At 63.3% G+C, this 16,387-nt stretch carries 16 protein-coding genes; 10 read left to right on the forward strand and 6 right to left on the reverse strand.

The window, feature by feature from the left end; translation table 11 throughout:
* Position 1: 1 nt before the first annotated feature.
* From KAZ48_00205 to KAZ48_00215, 3 genes are read right to left on the reverse strand one after another with little or no spacing between them, the layout of a single operon-like run.
* A complete protein-coding gene (locus tag KAZ48_00205; protein ID MBP7971190.1) occupies positions 2–1,156 on the reverse strand; it encodes an acyl-CoA/acyl-ACP dehydrogenase in 1,155 nt (384 codons plus the stop codon).
* Entirely contained in the window at positions 1,153–1,398 is a 246-nt protein-coding gene (locus KAZ48_00210) for an acyl carrier protein (protein MBP7971191.1), read from the reverse strand. Before KAZ48_00210 ends, KAZ48_00205 begins: the two co-directional genes overlap by 4 nt.
* Before the next feature lie 14 nt (positions 1,399–1,412).
* Complete coding sequence (locus KAZ48_00215) at positions 1,413–1,793, reverse strand: holo-ACP synthase (protein MBP7971192.1); 381 nt, start codon at positions 1,791–1,793, stop codon at positions 1,413–1,415.
* A 196-nt stretch (positions 1,794–1,989) separates the two neighbouring features.
* Here KAZ48_00215 and KAZ48_00220 point away from each other — a divergent pair, with 196 nt between their 5' ends.
* From KAZ48_00220 to KAZ48_00240, 5 genes are read left to right on the forward strand one after another with little or no spacing between them, the layout of a single operon-like run.
* Entirely contained in the window at positions 1,990–3,303 is a 1,314-nt protein-coding gene (locus tag KAZ48_00220) for a lipopolysaccharide biosynthesis protein (GenBank protein MBP7971193.1), read from the forward strand.
* Positions 3,300–4,403 (forward strand): glycosyltransferase family 4 protein, encoded by a 1,104-nt coding sequence (locus KAZ48_00225; protein MBP7971194.1) that lies wholly within the window; start codon positions 3,300–3,302, stop codon positions 4,401–4,403. The genes KAZ48_00220 and KAZ48_00225 overlap by 4 nt, the downstream gene beginning before the upstream one ends.
* Complete coding sequence (locus KAZ48_00230) at positions 4,400–5,845, forward strand: hypothetical protein (protein ID MBP7971195.1); 1,446 nt, start codon at positions 4,400–4,402, stop codon at positions 5,843–5,845. The genes KAZ48_00225 and KAZ48_00230 overlap by 4 nt, the downstream gene beginning before the upstream one ends.
* Positions 5,829–6,836 (forward strand): GNAT family N-acetyltransferase, encoded by a 1,008-nt coding sequence (locus tag KAZ48_00235; GenBank protein MBP7971196.1) that lies wholly within the window; start codon positions 5,829–5,831, stop codon positions 6,834–6,836. Before KAZ48_00230 ends, KAZ48_00235 begins: the two co-directional genes overlap by 17 nt.
* Before the next feature lie 35 nt (positions 6,837–6,871).
* The gene (locus KAZ48_00240; GenBank protein ID MBP7971197.1) at positions 6,872–7,996 is read left to right on the forward strand and encodes a GNAT family N-acetyltransferase; all 1,125 of its coding nucleotides are present in this window, start codon (positions 6,872–6,874) and stop codon (positions 7,994–7,996) included.
* Here KAZ48_00240 and KAZ48_00245 read toward each other — a convergent pair.
* A complete protein-coding gene (locus tag KAZ48_00245; protein ID MBP7971198.1) occupies positions 7,939–9,474 on the reverse strand; it encodes a polysaccharide biosynthesis C-terminal domain-containing protein in 1,536 nt (511 codons plus the stop codon). The two genes, KAZ48_00240 and KAZ48_00245, sit on opposite strands and share 58 nt — an antisense overlap.
* A 116-nt stretch (positions 9,475–9,590) precedes the next feature.
* Between KAZ48_00245 and KAZ48_00250 the strand changes: the two genes are divergently transcribed.
* Positions 9,591–10,790 (forward strand): glycosyltransferase, encoded by a 1,200-nt coding sequence (locus KAZ48_00250; protein ID MBP7971199.1) that lies wholly within the window; start codon positions 9,591–9,593, stop codon positions 10,788–10,790.
* Between the two features lie 99 nt (positions 10,791–10,889).
* Complete coding sequence (locus tag KAZ48_00255; GenBank protein MBP7971200.1) at positions 10,890–12,308, forward strand: hypothetical protein; 1,419 nt, start codon at positions 10,890–10,892, stop codon at positions 12,306–12,308.
* Positions 12,309–12,311: 3 nt separating this feature from the next.
* On the opposite strand, the gene KAZ48_00260 is transcribed toward KAZ48_00255, so the two are convergent.
* Positions 12,312–13,805 carry a CoA-acylating methylmalonate-semialdehyde dehydrogenase gene (locus KAZ48_00260; GenBank protein ID MBP7971201.1) on the reverse strand — a complete coding sequence of 498 codons (1,494 nt, stop codon included), beginning with the start codon at positions 13,803–13,805 and terminating at the stop codon, positions 12,312–12,314.
* Between the two features lie 100 nt (positions 13,806–13,905).
* Here KAZ48_00260 and KAZ48_00265 point away from each other — a divergent pair, with 100 nt between their 5' ends.
* Both KAZ48_00265 and KAZ48_00270 read left to right on the forward strand, forming a co-directional pair.
* Positions 13,906–14,703 carry a glycoside hydrolase family 16 protein gene (locus KAZ48_00265; protein ID MBP7971202.1) on the forward strand — a complete coding sequence of 266 codons (798 nt, stop codon included), beginning with the start codon at positions 13,906–13,908 and terminating at the stop codon, positions 14,701–14,703.
* 105 nt (positions 14,704–14,808) lie between these two features.
* A complete protein-coding gene (locus KAZ48_00270) occupies positions 14,809–15,246 on the forward strand; it encodes an SRPBCC family protein (protein ID MBP7971203.1) in 438 nt (145 codons plus the stop codon).
* A gap of 56 nt (positions 15,247–15,302) precedes the next feature.
* On the opposite strand, the gene KAZ48_00275 is transcribed toward KAZ48_00270, so the two are convergent.
* Entirely contained in the window at positions 15,303–15,608 is a 306-nt protein-coding gene (locus KAZ48_00275; GenBank protein ID MBP7971204.1) for an antibiotic biosynthesis monooxygenase, read from the reverse strand.
* Positions 15,609–15,779: 171 nt separating this feature from the next.
* Between KAZ48_00275 and KAZ48_00280 the strand changes: the two genes are divergently transcribed.
* The gene (locus KAZ48_00280; GenBank protein MBP7971205.1) at positions 15,780–16,355 is read left to right on the forward strand and encodes a J domain-containing protein; all 576 of its coding nucleotides are present in this window, start codon (positions 15,780–15,782) and stop codon (positions 16,353–16,355) included.
* Positions 16,356–16,387: the final 32 nt, after the last annotated feature.

Genomic DNA, 16,387 nt, shown 5'->3' on the forward strand with positions numbered 1-16,387 from the left:
GTCAGTCCTTCGTCACGAGCAGCATCTGGGCGGTATTGAGCGCGATTCGATCGTTGTTGACCATGAGCGCACCGCCGTAGGAATCACGCAGTTGAAGTCCGAGACCGAACTTGCCACCGTTGCGGTAGCCCGCGATTCCGACGATCAGCAGTGCCTTGCTGACGACCTCCATGACCAACGTCGAGGCCGAGACTTTGACCCCGTTCATGATGATCGCGACTTTGGGTGAACTTATCGCCTCGCGGTCATCGCCGAGTTCGTCGAAGCGCCTCGCCGCGCTGGAGACCAGATCGACGAACTCTTGTTGGGTGGTCATCAGGTCGGCCAGGCGAATCGCGCCGGGGGGCGTCGTGCCAGGGGATCGACGTGCCGCCGCACGAATGAATAGGCGGGCGGTCTCCACAGCGGCGGTCGCGATGCCTAACCACACATGTCCCCACAGGGTGTGTGCGACTGGCAGCATTGTCTGGGCGGAAATGTCGCTGTAGGAATCGGGGAAGATGAGCGTCTTGGGACCGGTCGCGTTGAGGATGAAGCCCGGGCTGCACGTGCCGCGAAAGCCCAAGGTGTCCCACGAGCCCGTCGGTTCCAACGTCAGGCCGGCTTTGTCGCAGGCGACCAGCGATTGGTCGCTTGGCGGGCTGTCGGGGGTTCGACGCGCGGTCGTGAAGATGACGTCGGCGTACTCGCCGTAGGAAATCACCGGCGCGTCCTTGACCAGGACAAACTCGTCGCCGTCGACGTTGACAGCGCAGGTGCTGGAACGGACATCGCCACCGATGCCTTTCTCGGTGGTGGCGGATCCCAGCAGGAGCTGATCAGCAACCAATCGATCCTGTAGTTCCTGCAACGCGGGGGTGCGTTCGTGACGAACCAGGCACGCCACCTGAATTTGATGCATTGCAAAGATCATCGCCGTAGACGCGCAGTGCTGACTCAAACCGAGCACCGCCTGGCTCATCTCAGTGATGGAGGCGCCGCTGCCGCCCTCACTGACCGGAACCAGTGCGGACATCAGTTTTGCCTCGCGCAAGGCACTGATGGCCTCAATCGGAAAACGGGCGTCCCTGTCCACGTCGGCCGCTGCCGGGCCGGCGACCTCGCGACCGATGACAGCGGCGATCTCGACGATTGAACTGCTGCTAGGTGCACTCATGATTCACTCTGGATCTGCTCGACGGCTTCGCTAATGGCAGCAATGCTGGCGAAGGTGGCCTTCTTCAGCATTGCGTCGGGAAACTCAATGTCGAACTCGTCCTCAAGGGCCAGCATGACGTTGACGCTCGCATGAGAGGTGAGCCCGGCTTGATAAAGGTCATCTGTTGCGGCAATTGAATCCGCGCCACCCGGCAACTTGCCGTACTGGGCAATGACCGCACGTACTTGATCTTCACTCATCTGTCGGCTTTCTGCTAGGTGGCGATGACGACGGCTGTCGCCACGTCGTGCTCGTGGCTGACTGACAGGGCAAAATCCGATAGTTGATTTGCGTCCGCGAGTTCGCGCGCCGCGCCGCGCAGGTTTAGCTCGGTCCACCCCGAAGGATGAGAGCGAACCTCGATGCTGCGCCAGTCGGGTCCGTTCTCCGAGGGACGCAAGACCTTGATGGTCGCTTCCTTAGCTGCGAACCGGGCAGCCAATCGGAGCGACATCTGGGGCAGCGGCCCCGCGCAGGCAACGAGCTCCGCAGGTGTGTAGACACGTTGAAGGTAGCGATCACCAAAATCTTCGATGCTTTGGCGGACGTCGTTCGCGTAGACGACGTCGATGCCGACCCGGAGGTTCGAGGCCACGGACATGAAGCTGCCTGCCTTGTTCGCATGCGAGAAGTAGTTGGCGGAGCGATTACCGACAACGGTAGCGAGTCGCAGTCATCCTCGCTCAACTGAAGCGGCTTCCAGGCCACTGATAGTGGGAGGATGCCGCTATGCGCGCGCGTCTTTGGGTGATGTGCTCATGGGTGTCACGTGATTTCCGTTGTGGTGCACCGTGAGCGAGTCGAAACGTCGGCTCGTGGGCAACGCGACTGCACTCATGGTTGCGACCGTCTCCACCTCGGCCCTCGGCCTGGTCTTTTGGGCCGTCGCGGCTCGGTTGTACACAGCTGGCGATGTCGGGCTTGGCACCGCGCAGATCAGCGCCGCCACCCTTGCCGCGACCGTCGCACAGTTGAGTTTGGGTTCGTTGTTTCTGCGCTATCTGCCCCAAGCGGGTAAATACGCGCCGTGGATCGTTCGCCGAGTCTTCGCCGTTGTGATCGCGGCGTCGGTGCTGACTGCGCTCGCGATCGTCGTGCTCGGTTTTGCCGACCTTTACCTCGTCGACCTGACCGCCGCCATCGTGTTCGTGGTCGCGGTGCCCTTCCTCGCCCTCTTCGTGGTGCAGGACTCAGCACTGCTGGGTCTCGGCGCAGCCAAGATCATTCCGATTGAGAATGTGCTGTTTGCTGCCGGCAAGCTGGTGCTCCTGCCAGTGTTTGCCGTGTCTGCGGCATACATCGGAATATTCATTTCCTGGGTGATTCCGGCAATCCTGGCGGTAGTGGGAATTGCTATCTACTTGAGTCGAACCAAGCTCTCGAGCAACGCACTGGGTGAGGAGGGAATGCCGCTGCCCAATCGCAAGGTGCTGTACCCAATGGTGGGCAAGCAGTACGTCGGGACGCTGGTGAGCCAGCTGGTCTTCCTCGCCGTCCCACTGATCATCATTCACCGCCTGGGCGCCGATGAGAATGGCTACTTGTCGATCGCGTGGATGATTGGTGGAGCCTTCAACGCATTGACGGCGAACATCACCCAGTCATTCTCAAACGAGGTCCGCGGTGGTCAGCATGTGACCGTTGACCTGTTCAAGCGGCTGGCCCTGCTGCTGGCGGTAGTAGCCGGTCTGGGCGGACTTCTGTGTGCGGCGTTGGCACCCCTGATCCTGCGAATCCTGGCGCCAGATTTTGCCGAGCAATCCACCAATTTGTTGCGCTTGATCGGGCTGTCTGCACCCTTCCAAGCAGTAGTGCTACTGGTGGTCACTTTCTGGTGGTTGGAAGGCCGATTCGAGATCTTCGCAGTTATCCAAGGGCTCAATGCCGGTATCGCACTGGTGCTGACCTGGTGGCTCGCTCCCGACCTCGGCCTGAACTCAGCTGGCATTGCATTGCTGTCGACGAGTGTGGTCTTCGCGGCGGGCTGTGTGTGGCCGCTGGCCCGTCGGGTGATGATTATTCGCCGAGACGAAGGGCACGTTTGGACACCCGAACACGCCGACGCTTCGGCTGGACAGCAGCCACCGACGGGTGACTCGTCATGACGGCCTCAGTTCCTCGGGGCGGTGGGCTCGACGGGAACTATCGGCTGACCCTCATCTCCGACAGTGACGAGGTGTGGGGGGCAGAACTGTTCTTGGCGACGCTAGCTGCGGCCCTGCCAGAGGAGGTCATGGTGTCTGTGATCGCCCCGGCGGTGGTGCGTGATCGGATCGAGAAGGGCCGCAAACTCGTGCGTCGGGGCCGGTACGTCAAGTCCGTCAAGGCGCTTCGTGCGCAATTGCGGGGACAGGTGCCGGACGTGGTGTTGGTCAATGCAACTCATCCGCGTTCCTGTCGGCGGGCGCTGGTGGCCGCTCGCTCGTTGGGGATTCCGACGGTCGTGATCGATCATTCGCCCTATCAGGTCCTGACCAGTTCGGGCAAGGTCGCACAGCGGTTGATCTCGCGAACCGCGGCCCGGCGGTTAGCGGTCGGCTCAGCCACGGCGTCCGCGCTAGAACGGTCCATCGGCTTGGAACCCGGTGCGATTGGCGTGGTGCTCAACGGAACACCTGAGTGCGCTGCCTGTCCGCCGAGGGTTCGCGATGGCCAAGTCGTCTTGGGCACATTGGGTCGACTCTCGCAGGAGAAGGGCCTGCCAACGCTGCTGGCGGCGATGCCCGCGCTGCCCAGCCGATACGTGTTACGGATCGCCGGTAGTGGCCCGGATTCCAAAGCACTCGCCTCGGCGGTACAGGCTGCGGGGCTGGCCGATCGGGTGGATTTCGTCGGCTATTGCTCCGATGTGCGTGGTTTCCTGTGCGACATTGACGTGTTCGTTCAACCGTCATACTCCGAGGGGCTGCCGTTGACGATTGTGGAAGCGATGTTCTGTGGCCGGCCGGTGATCGCGTCCGATGTGGGCAGCATCAGCGACATCATCGACCAGGGTGTGACCGGTTGGCTCGTCCCGCCGCAGGAGCCGCAGGCTTTGGCCGACGCACTGCTGCTCGTCGGTGACGATCCAGCCTTGGCGGCGACCGTCGCAAGAGACGCTCGCAGCCTGGCAACACGGGAACTTAGCGACCAGCGGATGGCGACCCGCTACGACCAGATCTTCCGTTCTGTGTTAGGCGACGTGGCTGCGGTTGTGTCACCGTGACGGACACCGCCGTACAGTCGATCGCTTCCCGACGGGCGGCGGACACCCGATTCCTGCTGCCATTTGCCCCCAAAACTGCAGTGCTGCTTGGGACTCGCTCCGGTGACGCAGCGAGTTGGCAGGCCTGCGGAATCGATGTGCTGGCAGCGGACAGTGGCACCCCTGTCGACGTGGTCGTAACCGACTCGAAGTCCCTACCCACTGCCCTGCAGCTCGACGCGCGGGCACTGATCATTCATTCAAAGCGCAGACGCGGCAGTGTGCTGGTGGACGCCGACTGGCGGGTCGAGCGGTACCTGCAGATGACCGGTTCGGATGGGCCAATCATCATCGCAACGCCCACGCGTGACGTATTGCGATACCTCGCGGTGGAATGGTCGCCACCGACAACGCTGGTGCAGACGGTTGCTCGACTGGGGCTGCGCTCGGTCACCGCCACTAGGAGTCACAACCTGACAATCGCGACCCGAGAGGCGGGTTCACCGCAAGCACTGGCGGCCGGATGTGCAGCGGCCGGGCTCGCTCAGCCTGACGGCTTCTTCATGTTCTTCGGCAGCGGGAACGATCGTCAGCGGCCGGTGGCCTTCGCATTCCCCGCTGCTGGTCGCGACCCGGAGTGGTTGGTCAAGTGGAGTCGCACCGACAACGAACCCGAGCGCGGAAGGCACGAACGCCACGTACGAGCAGCGGTCGCCCGGTACCCCGACCTCAACGAACATGTGCCGAGGGATTTGGGTCGCCTGACCTTCGCCGGCTCACCCGCGTCCGTGGAGACGGTTGCCCCCGGCGTCTCGCTGGACGGGCTGTGGCAGCGCGGAGACGTTGAGAGGGCACTGGCGGTGGGGGAGCGAGTGCTGAAATGGCTGTGCGACTTGGCGCAGGCGTCCGCGGCTCCAGGTTCCGATGCCCGCGCCTTTGTCGTTGAGGACGCCGACGCGCTCGGGGTGGATGCGACACGACTGATTGATGCCATCGTTGACGTGCCGAGGGTTGTTGCCCACAACGATTTGGGAACTGTGAATGTGCTGACGGACGGATCCCGGTTCACCGTCATTGACTGGGAGGATGGACTCATCGAGGGCTTGCCGGTCGTCGATGTGGCCTACTTCGTGACAACGCTGCTGGCGATGATTCATGCGCCGAGCGAGCCACGAGAGCGAGCGCGCTGGTGCTGCGCCCTGTGGCGTGGAGAACTCCCGGAGTCGCAATTTGCATTCCGGTGGCTGCGGCGGGCGGCGGACGGGCTGGGTCTCGATGGTGTGCAGACCGGCGCACTGGTAACGATGTCCTGGCTGCAGGGAGCCCACTCGGCAGGTGACCGCGAGCACTTGCAGACGGAGCGAACCCCGCACTTGGGCTACTACCGTGGGTTTGTCACGCAGTACTGGTTGGACGATGATCGGCTCGGGTTGGGGTGGCAGTTTGATGCAACTGCGAGTTGAAACCGAGCTCGGGCGCTTTGCCGCACGGTGGGATGCGCTGCTTGATCAAGCGCCTCGGCCGTCTGTCTTCCTGCGCGCATGGTGGCTGGAAGCCGTCGCTTCGGGAACACCGCAATTCGTGCTCGTTTTCGACGGCGAGGACTTGGTCGGGGGCTGCCCCCTGCAGCAGGTCGACTGGCACGGGATCCCACTGCTCGAGTTCATGGGTAGCGGCCCGTTGGAAGCCGATCACCTAGATGTGGTCGTTGCGGCCGGCTTCGAGGATCAGGTGCGTGACAAGGTGTTCGCCTGGCTTGGCAGGCGAGGCTCCCGAGTTGTGGATTTGCGAGGGCTGAACGAACACGCGGTCTTGTTGTCCGGGCGTGAGGGAACAACTGCGGAGTTGCTGCAAGTCGCTCCCTTCTCCGATCTGTCCGGAGGCTTCGCTGAGTTCATGGCAGCGCGCTCCAAGAGCCTGCGTCGAGATATTCGACAGGCGCAGCGGCGGATGGAGGAAGGCGATGTCACATTCCAACTGTGTGGTCCGTCGGAGGCAGCGGGAGCGTTGAACGCACTGCGAGATATGCATGCCCAGCAGTGGGGCGACGAGTCCAGCTTTCTAGCCGGTTGGCCGCGTTTCCGCGCAGCTGCCATCGCCGGTTGTGAACGCGGAGAAGTCGTCGTGGGTCAGGCGACACTGCCCAGCGGCGAACCGATAGCCGCTGGCGTCGCCCTGCAATGCGGCTCCGTGATGTTCAACTACCAGAGTGGCCGGTCGCAAGACCCGCGCTGGACTGGCTCAGGGACATTCGTCGACGCTGCCTTGATGCAGGCCAATCCGGCGACAGTCGAGATGGATTGGCTTCGGGGCACCGAGAGGTACAAGTCCAAATGGGCAACCGGCGAGCGCCCGCTGTTCCGCCTGCGATTTGCGCACGGGTCGCGGGGATGGTTGGCGATTCAGGCATCGAAGATGCTGCACTCCTGGCGCGAGCGCAGAGCCAGGCGCTAGCGATTTTGGTGGTTAGTTCAGGAGAGGGCGGTTCGATGCAGGTACGAGTTGAGAGCGAGCTCGGGCACTTGGCCGCGCGGTGGGATGCGCTGCTTGATCAAGCGCCTCGGCCGTCGGTGTTCCTGCGCTCCTGGTGGCTGCAAGCGGTCGTGACCGGAACTGCGCAGTTTGTGCTGGTTTTCGACGGCGACGAACTGATCGGCGGGTGTCCGCTGCAAGAGGTCGAATGGCATGGACTGCCGCTCGTCGAGTTCGTTGGCACCGGGCCGCTGGAACCGGACCACCTCGATGTTGTGGCCGCTCGGGGCAAAGAGGTCCGGATCCGCGACGCGGTCCTGGCTTGGTTGCTGCGACCCGGTGCCCGAGTGATTGATCTACAGGGCTTGAACGCCGATTCGATCCTGCTCTCAGACCCCGATCAGCTGGCGGCGGCAGAGGTCATGGAAGCGGCGCCCTATGCCGATCTCGCTGTTGGGGTCGAGGCCTTCCTCGCATCAAGGCGCACCAGCATGCGCAGGCACTTCCGCCAGGCCGAAAGGCGGATGGAGCGGGCGCAGGTGGAGTTCCGCATGTGCGATGAGTTAACGATTGAGGCAGGGCTCGAGGCGCTGCGCAGCATGCACGAGCAACGGTGGGGAGATGAGTCGAGCTTCATCGCAGGTTGGGAGCAGTTCCGATCAGCCGCTTTGGCTGGGATCGCGATGGGGGAGGTTGTGCTGGCCGAGGCGCTGTTGCCGGATGGTCAACCGATTGCGGCGGCCGTTGTGCTCACCTGTGGAACGATCGCGTACAACTACCAGGCAGGCCGACTGCAGGATCAGCGGTGGACGCGCTCAGGCCAATGGTTGGATTACCGCCTGCTGGTGGCCCACCCGAAGTGGTCGGAGTTGGACTGGCTGCGCGGTGATGAGCCCTACAAGTCCGATTGGACGACTGATAAGCGCACCCTCTACCGACTGCGATTTGGCCACGGACCTAGGGCCAAGCTCGCGGTTGAGGCGTCCAGGGCGGTCACTTTCATCCACGAGCACGAACCCGGTCACCATGGCGATGCAAACGACAAGCATGAATCGGTGCCGGTACCGGCTACGGGGTCGGAGGGCTATCCCCGATCGGCCGGGTCGCCACCAGCGGCGACGGGCTCCGCTGGACCCCAGTGAGCGAGGGGTTGCAGCCGTCGGCGAATCCCGGCCGGACTCAGACCCAGCAACCACCGTTCGTCATTTGCGGTGAGCATCCCAAACAGCCTGTTCGCTCCGAACAGGAAAATAAAGTCCAGCACCGTGAAGACGAAGACGCCCGGCAGGCCACCCAGTAGCCGCAGGCCGACCAGGTTGCCGGCTGCCATCACCGCCGAGGCCGCGACTGCCACCCACACGCGGCCGAACAGGTCCCGGGGCTTGGGTGTGCGGCTCCAGGTGTAACCCACCACAACCAGACTGAACCCGACCTGGCCGGCGGTGTTGGCCATTGCCGCACCCCAGACTCCGTAGCTCTTGATCAGGGTGATTGACAGGCCGAGGTCGGCAATGCCGCCAACGATCATGGCGACGGTGATCGGCCGCAGCCGCCCGCGGGCTGACCAATACGTCTGGCACAAGGTCGCGACAGGGAAGACCAGACAACTCAGAGCCAGGATCGGAACAATGGCGGCGGCATCGGTAAACGCATCGCCGTACAACCACACAATGAACGGCGGAACAAGGGTTGCGGTGATGACGGCCAGGGGTGCAGATCCGGCCGCAATCACCCTTGCCGCGGGTTTCAGATGGGTCTGGCCGACGTTGCTGTCGCCAGCGCTGACGGCGCGGACGATCGTGGGAAACGCCGAGCCGATCAGAGAACCGGGAATGAGCAGGATGGCATTCACGATCATGAAGGCGACCGAGAACATGGCGATCTGGGTGTCCGTCTGCCACCTGGCCAGGAAGAACAACTCGATGCGGTTGAAGACGACTGCCTTGAGTGCGGCCTGCACCATGAAGGCCATGGCGAGCCTGGTTATACCTGGCTGCAGCGGCCAGCGTGGTCCTCGCTCGACCCGAGGCGCACTGCGGCGGATCACCAGCGCGAGGCAAGTCTCGGAGAAAGCGTAGGCAACGAACACGCCAGCTACGCCCCAGCCGGCAAGCACTGCCAAAACGGCGAGTACCGGGGCGACAGACTGCCAGATGATGTTGTGTCGGGAGACCGCCGCCCAGCCGAAGGCCGCGACGGTTCTGGCGCCGTAGTTCAGTGCTGCGGCATTGGCCAATGCCCAGATGGCACACGCCACCCAACTCACGATGTCGTCGGACCGCAAACCGATGGTCAGCAGAACAACGACGGAGATGCCGCCGCCGACCAGACCCGCGACGTTTGCCTGCCGGCTGAGCACCTCGACCATCGCCATATCGCCGACGGCTCGTGCTTCGGAAATCTGGCGTACCCACAGGCTAAACAGTGAACCGACTAGCAGGGCAGAGAGCAGTGCTTGAACGAACGCGATATACGACTGCTGACCCAACTCGTCCGGGCCCAGGAATCGTCCCAGGACGACCGAGACCATGGCGCCAGCCAACAGCGGGGTCAGGGTCGCTGCAGCGAGCCAGATGCCTCCCCGCCAAGGGGATTGGCCATCAACCTTGGTAGACGCCACGTGGAAATACCTGTCTGGAGCCGAGACGAGCAGGAGTCTGGACTCTAACGGTTCAATCGCGCGGAAAGACTGTCTTGTGGTGTGCATGACGGACGCGACGTGGGAGGCTGAGCCGTATGCTGAAAGCAAGATCACAACGCCGCGTGCTCGTGACGACGTGTGATCTTCCTTGGCCAGCGAACACCGGCAAGCGAATGCGATCACGACTGCTTTGCGAGGTTGCCGCCGAGTTCGGTGCCGTGGACGTGCTCGCACTCACCGAGATCGATCCGGCCCATCCCTCCGGTGCTGTGCCCGCTGAGTGGGGCACGGTCGATGTCACGGTGATGCCTCCGCAGGTGCGGTCGATGGCAACCGGGGTCGTGCGCGTGGCTACCCATTGGTGGCCCGGAGTCATCGCGATTCGGGACTGGTCGGCAGAGTTGGCATTCCTCCAGGCGCACGCGGGACAGTACGACCTGGTCATCTTTGGATCACTGGTCCACGCCGAGGCATTGGGGGAGGGTTCGACTGACCACGTCGTGGTCGACATGGACGACATCGAATCCGCGAAGATCACCGCAAACTTGGCCGTTCGTGGGCAGCAGCCCATGCCTGCGCACCGGCTCTGGCAACTGCGCGTCGATCGCAGGTTGTGGCGCCGGTTGGAACGTCGGTTCGTCACCTCCGCCGCGACGGCGTTGGTGGCCAGCGAGCTAGACCGGCGGCGGCTGGCCAAAACCAGGTCGTACGTCGTTCCCAACTACTACCCCGACGTTCATCCGATTGAGCCGTTGCCCCGGAACGCGTCGATCGCACTGGTCGGGAACTTCGCCTACCCGCCCAACCGAGATGCGGCGCAGATGGCGGTCAGCGAGGTGCTGCCGCTCGTGCGTCGCGAGGTCCCCGATGTGCGCCTGCGCATCGTCGGTCGGGCAGCGCAGACTCTGCCCGATCAGTTGCTCACGGCGGTGGGTGTGGACCTTGTGGGCGAGGTTGATTCAATCGCGACCGAACTGTCGCACTGCGCGGTTTCGCTGGTACCGGTCCGTTACGGCGGGGGCACTCGAATCAAAATCATCGAATCGTTTGCGCTTGGGGTGCCGGTCGTGTCGACCAGTGTGGGTTGCGAAGGCCTCGCAGCCGCACCCGGGATTGACCTGCTTGTCGCTGACGACCCGGCCGGTCTCGCACAGGAGTGTTGTCACGTCTTGGCTGATCACCAGCTGGCTTCCAAGCTGGCCGCTTCAGGCCGCGAACTGTTCGAGCGGGAGTTCTCCTACGCACACGCCAAGGCCAGCCTGCGAGTTGCCCTCGACCAAGCCATCGGCGGCTGAGCAGCGACGCGGTGCCCACGGCACCTGTCGGATGTCACGTGGCTGGTCGCAACGCGCTCTCGTTGCGCGTCGTGGGGGGTCTGCGGGCAGACTTCACGCATGACAGTCCATCTCGATCCGCGCATGGACCGCTCCCACGCGAATGGCGAGGTGGTGCGAGCCGCACTGGAATTGGCTGGCGCCTGGCCGGATCTGTCGACGGCCGACGTCACCTGGTTGTTGGCCGAATCGGTCTGTACCGCCGACAGGCCCTGCACCAGCACCGAATTGGCATTCTGGCTGACCGACGACACCGGAACACCGATTGTGGCCTCCGATCGGCTGGTATGGCGCGGACCGGAACCCCAGCATCTCCAGGACGTGTTCCTGCACCTGTGTCGGCACGAAGGCGCGACGGTCAAAGTGGCCGGCAAGTTCGCGGCGACCCCGATCGCGGCCTATTCACTGGCCAACGCCGTGCGGGTCGCTCCCGTGATGTTGCGCCGGGCGAAGAGCGCCAACCCAGTTCAGTTGCTCGACGATCACGAGGTTTCCGGGATTCGGCCCCCGCCTACCGCGTCAACCGGCCGACTTCGCGCGGTGTTCAGGCGGTGGACGCGTTCGCGTGAGTGGCGAGTCGCCGTGGCGCACGACGTGAATCTCGGTGACATGTTGGACGGCAGGCTGGGTAGCCCACTGTGGTGGATAGGACCGCGATCGTGGCGCAGGTTCTGGGCCGATCCGTGTCCGGTGATCGACGCGGACGACGTGAGGTGGATCTTCGTCGAGGAGTACGACCGCCTGGCGGGTCGCGGCTGCATTGTGGCTCTGAAGGTGCGAGGCGGCCTTGTCATCGAACGGCGCGTGGTGCTTGCCGATCGCCACCACCGCGCACTTCCGCGGATACAGCACGTCGAGGGCCGGTGGTTGGCGACGACCGACAGTTGCGAGTTCCCCAGCCGCGTATACACCTTCGAGCAGCTCGGTGACCGCTGGCTTGCCGTCGAAGGCGCTGTGCTGCCTGGTTTCCTCAGCGATCCGGAGCTGATCCGCACGCCCGATGGTTGGACCGTCACGGGGACTAACTGGCTGGAAGACGACAACGCCGTGTCCGAGACCTGGGCGTCGCCGGACGGGCCGCCATTTGAGTGGACCCGCCGCGACGAGCTCGGTTACGCCGACGCAGCGATCGCGCGCAACGCCGGCACCACCGATCCCGAACTCGGCGTGCGGGTAGCCCAGGACTCTGCGATGGAGTATGGCCGCAACATTGTGATGGGGCGGTTTCCGCGCTCAGCCGACCAACTGCCGCGCGCGGGTGCGCACGCCATGCGGGAGTACCCCGACAGGCCCGGGCGTCGCGGTGGCGCCCACACCCTGGCCTGGACCGCCGGAGCGCGCCTTGTCGCGACCGATATCTGGTGGGATCGCTTTGACCCGTTGGCCCGAGTCTGGCTGCGCCGCGACCAACGCCACCTGACCGCCTGTCGCGCTCAGACCAAAGCAGCCCACTCCACTGCGTGGGTCCTGCCGTCTTAACCGCTACCCGTTTGTCGGGAAGCCAAGATTGATTCCGCCGTGACTCGGGTCGAGCCAACGCGACGTCACGACCTTGCCGCGGGTGAAGAAGTGAACTCCCTCGGTTCCGTGGGCGTGGGTGTCGCCAAACAGTGACGACTTCCACCCACCGAAGGAGAAGTACGCCATCGGGACGGGGATGGGCACATTGATGCCGATCATTCCGACTTGGACCTCGTTCTGGTACCTGCGGGCGGCCCCACCATCGTTGGTGAAGATCGCGGTGCCGTTGCCATATGGATGATCATTGACCAGTTTCAGTGCATCCTCGTACGTGTCGACGCGGACGACCGATAACACCGGTCCGAAGATTTCATCGTGGTAGATCGACATGTCGGTGGTGACGTGGTCGAAAAGCGTGGGTCCGAGCCAGAAACCACCGGCGGCACCATCGGGTGCAACCTCGCGGCCATCGACCACCAGCGTCGCCCCTGCGGCGACGCCCGCATCGACGTATCCAGCAACCTTGTCTCGATGAACCGCAGAAACCAACGGGCCCATGTCGGAGTCACGTCGGCCGTCGCCGGTTCGCAGGGTCGCCATCCGGTCGCAGATCCGTCTGACCAACTCGTCCGCTACGTCACCCACGGCCACGAGTACCGAGATCGCCATGCAGCGTTCGCCCGCTGACCCGAAGCCAGCGTTCACTGCTGCGTCGGCGGCCAGATCGAGGTCGGCGTCGGGCAGCACGACCATGTGGTTCTTCGCGCCGCCAAGTGCTTGGATGCGCTTACCCGCCGCGGTTCCCGTCTCATAGACATACTTGGCGATCGCGGTTGAACCGACGAAGGACACGGACTTGATGTCCTCATGCTCCAAAATCCGATCGACGGCTTCCTTGTCGCCATGAACGACGTTGAACACACCGTCAGGCAATCCCGCCTCGGTCCACAACTGGGCTAGGAAGTTCGCCGGGGAAGGGTCCTTCTCGCTGGGCTTGAGGATGACCGCGTTGCCAGCGGCAATCGCGATTGGGAAGAACCACATGGGAACCATCGCCGGGAAGTTGAATGGCGAGATTATGCCGACCACTCCGAGTGGCTGGCGCATTGAGTAGACGTCCACTCCCGAGGAGACTCCCTCGCTGTACCCACCCTTGAGCAGGTGCGGAATCCCGCAAGCGAACTCGACGACCTCAAGTCCACGAGTGACTTCGCCGAGCGCGTCGGAGAGGACCTTGCCGTGCTCTGCTGTGATGAGCGCGGCGACCTCTTCCTTGCGCTCGTTGAGCAATTCCCGGAATGCAAACATCACCTGTGTGCGCTTGGTCAGCGAGGTGTTGCCCCAATCCTGCGCTGCTGCAGACGCTGCGGCCACCGCCTGATCAACGACGTCAACCGTGGCAAAGTCGACGGTGGCGCTGACCTCACCGGTTGCCGGGTCGAACACTTCCCCGTGGCGATCGGCGGTGCCGGCCCAGACAGAGCCGTTGATCCAGTGCGAAATTCGAGCAGTCATGGCCCGATTCTGCGACCTGCGGTGGTCAGACTCAAAACCGACCCCACCATTTGGCACGGCTGCGTCCCATCCATCCGGTCGGGAAAGGCAAGATGGTCAGGTGCACAAATGGGGATGGCCGCTGGCCGTGGCGATTGCTGCGATCCTCGGCGCCATCGTCACGTGGATTGCAGTCAGTCCCCGAGTGGCCAGCGTCCCAGTTCCGGCGGGGGAATGGGATCAGGTCTTTGAGGACTCTTTTGACGGGCCGGAAGTCATAGGACCGAGCGGCGGGCAGTGGGGTGCGTACTCGGGCCAACCCGGCGGCAACCAGTGGGGTTTGTGGAAGCCCGCGAACGTCTCGATCGGTGGCGGACAGATGACCCTCAAGACCACTCGAGAGGGTTCAAACTGGGTCACCGGCGGAGCCGGAAACCGGACGGTGCAGATGTTCGGCCGGTGGGAAGTACGGATGCGGATGCCGAATTCGCCATCCGTCAAATTCGTGGTCCAGCTCTGGCCTGAGGGCACCTGGCCGCCGGAGATCGACTTTGCCGAGGGTGGCGGGAAGAGCAAGGTCACCGATGGCTTCAGTGCTTACATGCACTGGGGCACCCCGGCGGACCAGAAGACCGGCAGCAAGTTGCAGACCGTGAATCGCCTCACCGGCATCGATATGAACGATTGGCACGACGTTGGAGTGATGTGGCGGCCGGGGTCGCTGCAGTACACCATCGATGGCCGAGTCTGGGCCACGGTCAACGGGCCGAATGTACCGGCCGAGAACATGTGGCTGGCAATCCAGACTGAGGGCGTTGTCCCGGCGAAAGCCAGTGATCCCCAGCCCCCGAATATGGAGGTCGACAACGTCAAGATTTGGAAGTGGAAACCAGCGGCAGGCGCAACACCGAGCAAGTGAGGCAGCTGTGAACGTCTCTAGCCGCGTTGTCGGATTGGGCAACTGCAGGTTCGACTCGTTACGCTGCCGTGGGCATGAATTGAACAGTCGAAGGGAACCGAGCACATGGCCGACAAGACCAACGGCGAGATCGTCATCACTGCCAGTCCGCAGAAGGTGATGGATGTCATCGCGGATCTCGTCGTCTACCCGGAATGGGCCGACGGTGTGGAGAAGATTGAGGTTGAGGCAACATTCGAAGACGGCCGACCCAAGCTGGCTCGACTGTTCTTCTCGTCTGGACCGATCAAAGACGAATTCGTCCTGCTCTACGACTGGCACGGCACTGATTCCGTGGACTGGGAATTGACCGAAGGCAAGGTCATCAACCAAGAACAAGGCACGTACACGCTCGCGGACAACGGCGATGGCAGTGTGACCGTGACATATGACCTGGAGGTCGGCATCAATATGCCGCTACCGGGCTTCGTCAAGCGAAAGGCCGCCAAGCAAATGGTCAAGGTCGCCCTTGATGGTTTGAAGAAGCGCGTCGAGAGTCTCTAGGCACGAGCAGTTCGCTCTCTTGGTTCGTCAGTTCGCCGCTGGCACGACTTCCTGGGTCATGGCTTTCCGGCAGAACTGACTAGGTCGAATTCCAGCAGGCTGGCCCCGGTTGCGACCGGTCGTTGCTTATTGCTTGCGTGAGCCTCCCGCGCTGGGCCGCCGGCCCAGGCCTGATAGGCATCCTCAGATTCCCACTGGGTATAGACGAAGTAGCGGTCCTCGCCGGCCGTCGGGCGCAGCAACTCGAATCGAATGAATCCGGGGGAGTTCTCCACACTGCCCAGGCGAGCTGCGAATCGGGCTTCAAGTTCGGAACCGGCGCCCGCGGGCACCTCGATTGCGTTGATCTTCACGATAGCCATGAATTCAGGCTAACTCAGGCGCCAGCAGCGTCGATGTCAGACCGAAGGTCCTCGCTGGCTGCGCCGCCGATAGCCGCAAGCAGACCGCGCCGGGCAAATGGGCGGGGAATGGTTCCCTCAGCAGTCTCGTTGGCCAATAATGAGCGCACACGACGGAGAGTGAGGCAGACAGTGAGCCGTAGGGAATTGTGGGATCAGGTCGACGGTGACCTGTACGCGATTCTCGGCGTAGTGCCGACGGCCACCGCAGAAGAGATTGCCCTCGCCTGGCGAACTGCCGCGAAACGCAGCCACCCCGACCTCGGCGGTTCGATCCCTGACTTCCAGCGCATCGAGATCGCCTACCAGGTGCTCTCCAACCCGCTCGAACGCAACAGGTATGACCGCGTGTTTGCCGCGACTGCGGCCTCGCCGAGGCAGGGTGCACCCGGTTCTGCTCCACCTGGTCACCGGGCAAACGGCCCTGGTAGTGCTCGCGCCCCCGGGTTCAGCGGGAGCTCCTGGGCCCCTCGCTCTAGCCAAAGCCCGTTTGCAAGCGGCAACTCTGTCCCCGATCCCTACGCGCTGCCGGACACCAGTTGGAGTACCTGGCAGATTCTGCTCGCGGTGCTAGCCGGGATTGTCGGGCTCGTCGTGCTCGTGCTCGTTTTCTTTGCCTCTGCCGGAGCGGTGTTTGTGGCTATCGCCCTTGTCACCTTGGGTATCGGATCCGTACTGCGCCGAAGCCGCAGTCGAGATGGCTTCTAGCCGCCGCCAAACAGTCGTCAAACTGCCGATCG

The organism is Candidatus Nanopelagicales bacterium, from assembly GCA_018003655.1.
Lineage (GTDB): Bacteria > Actinomycetota > Actinomycetes > S36-B12 > UBA10799 > JAGNDY01.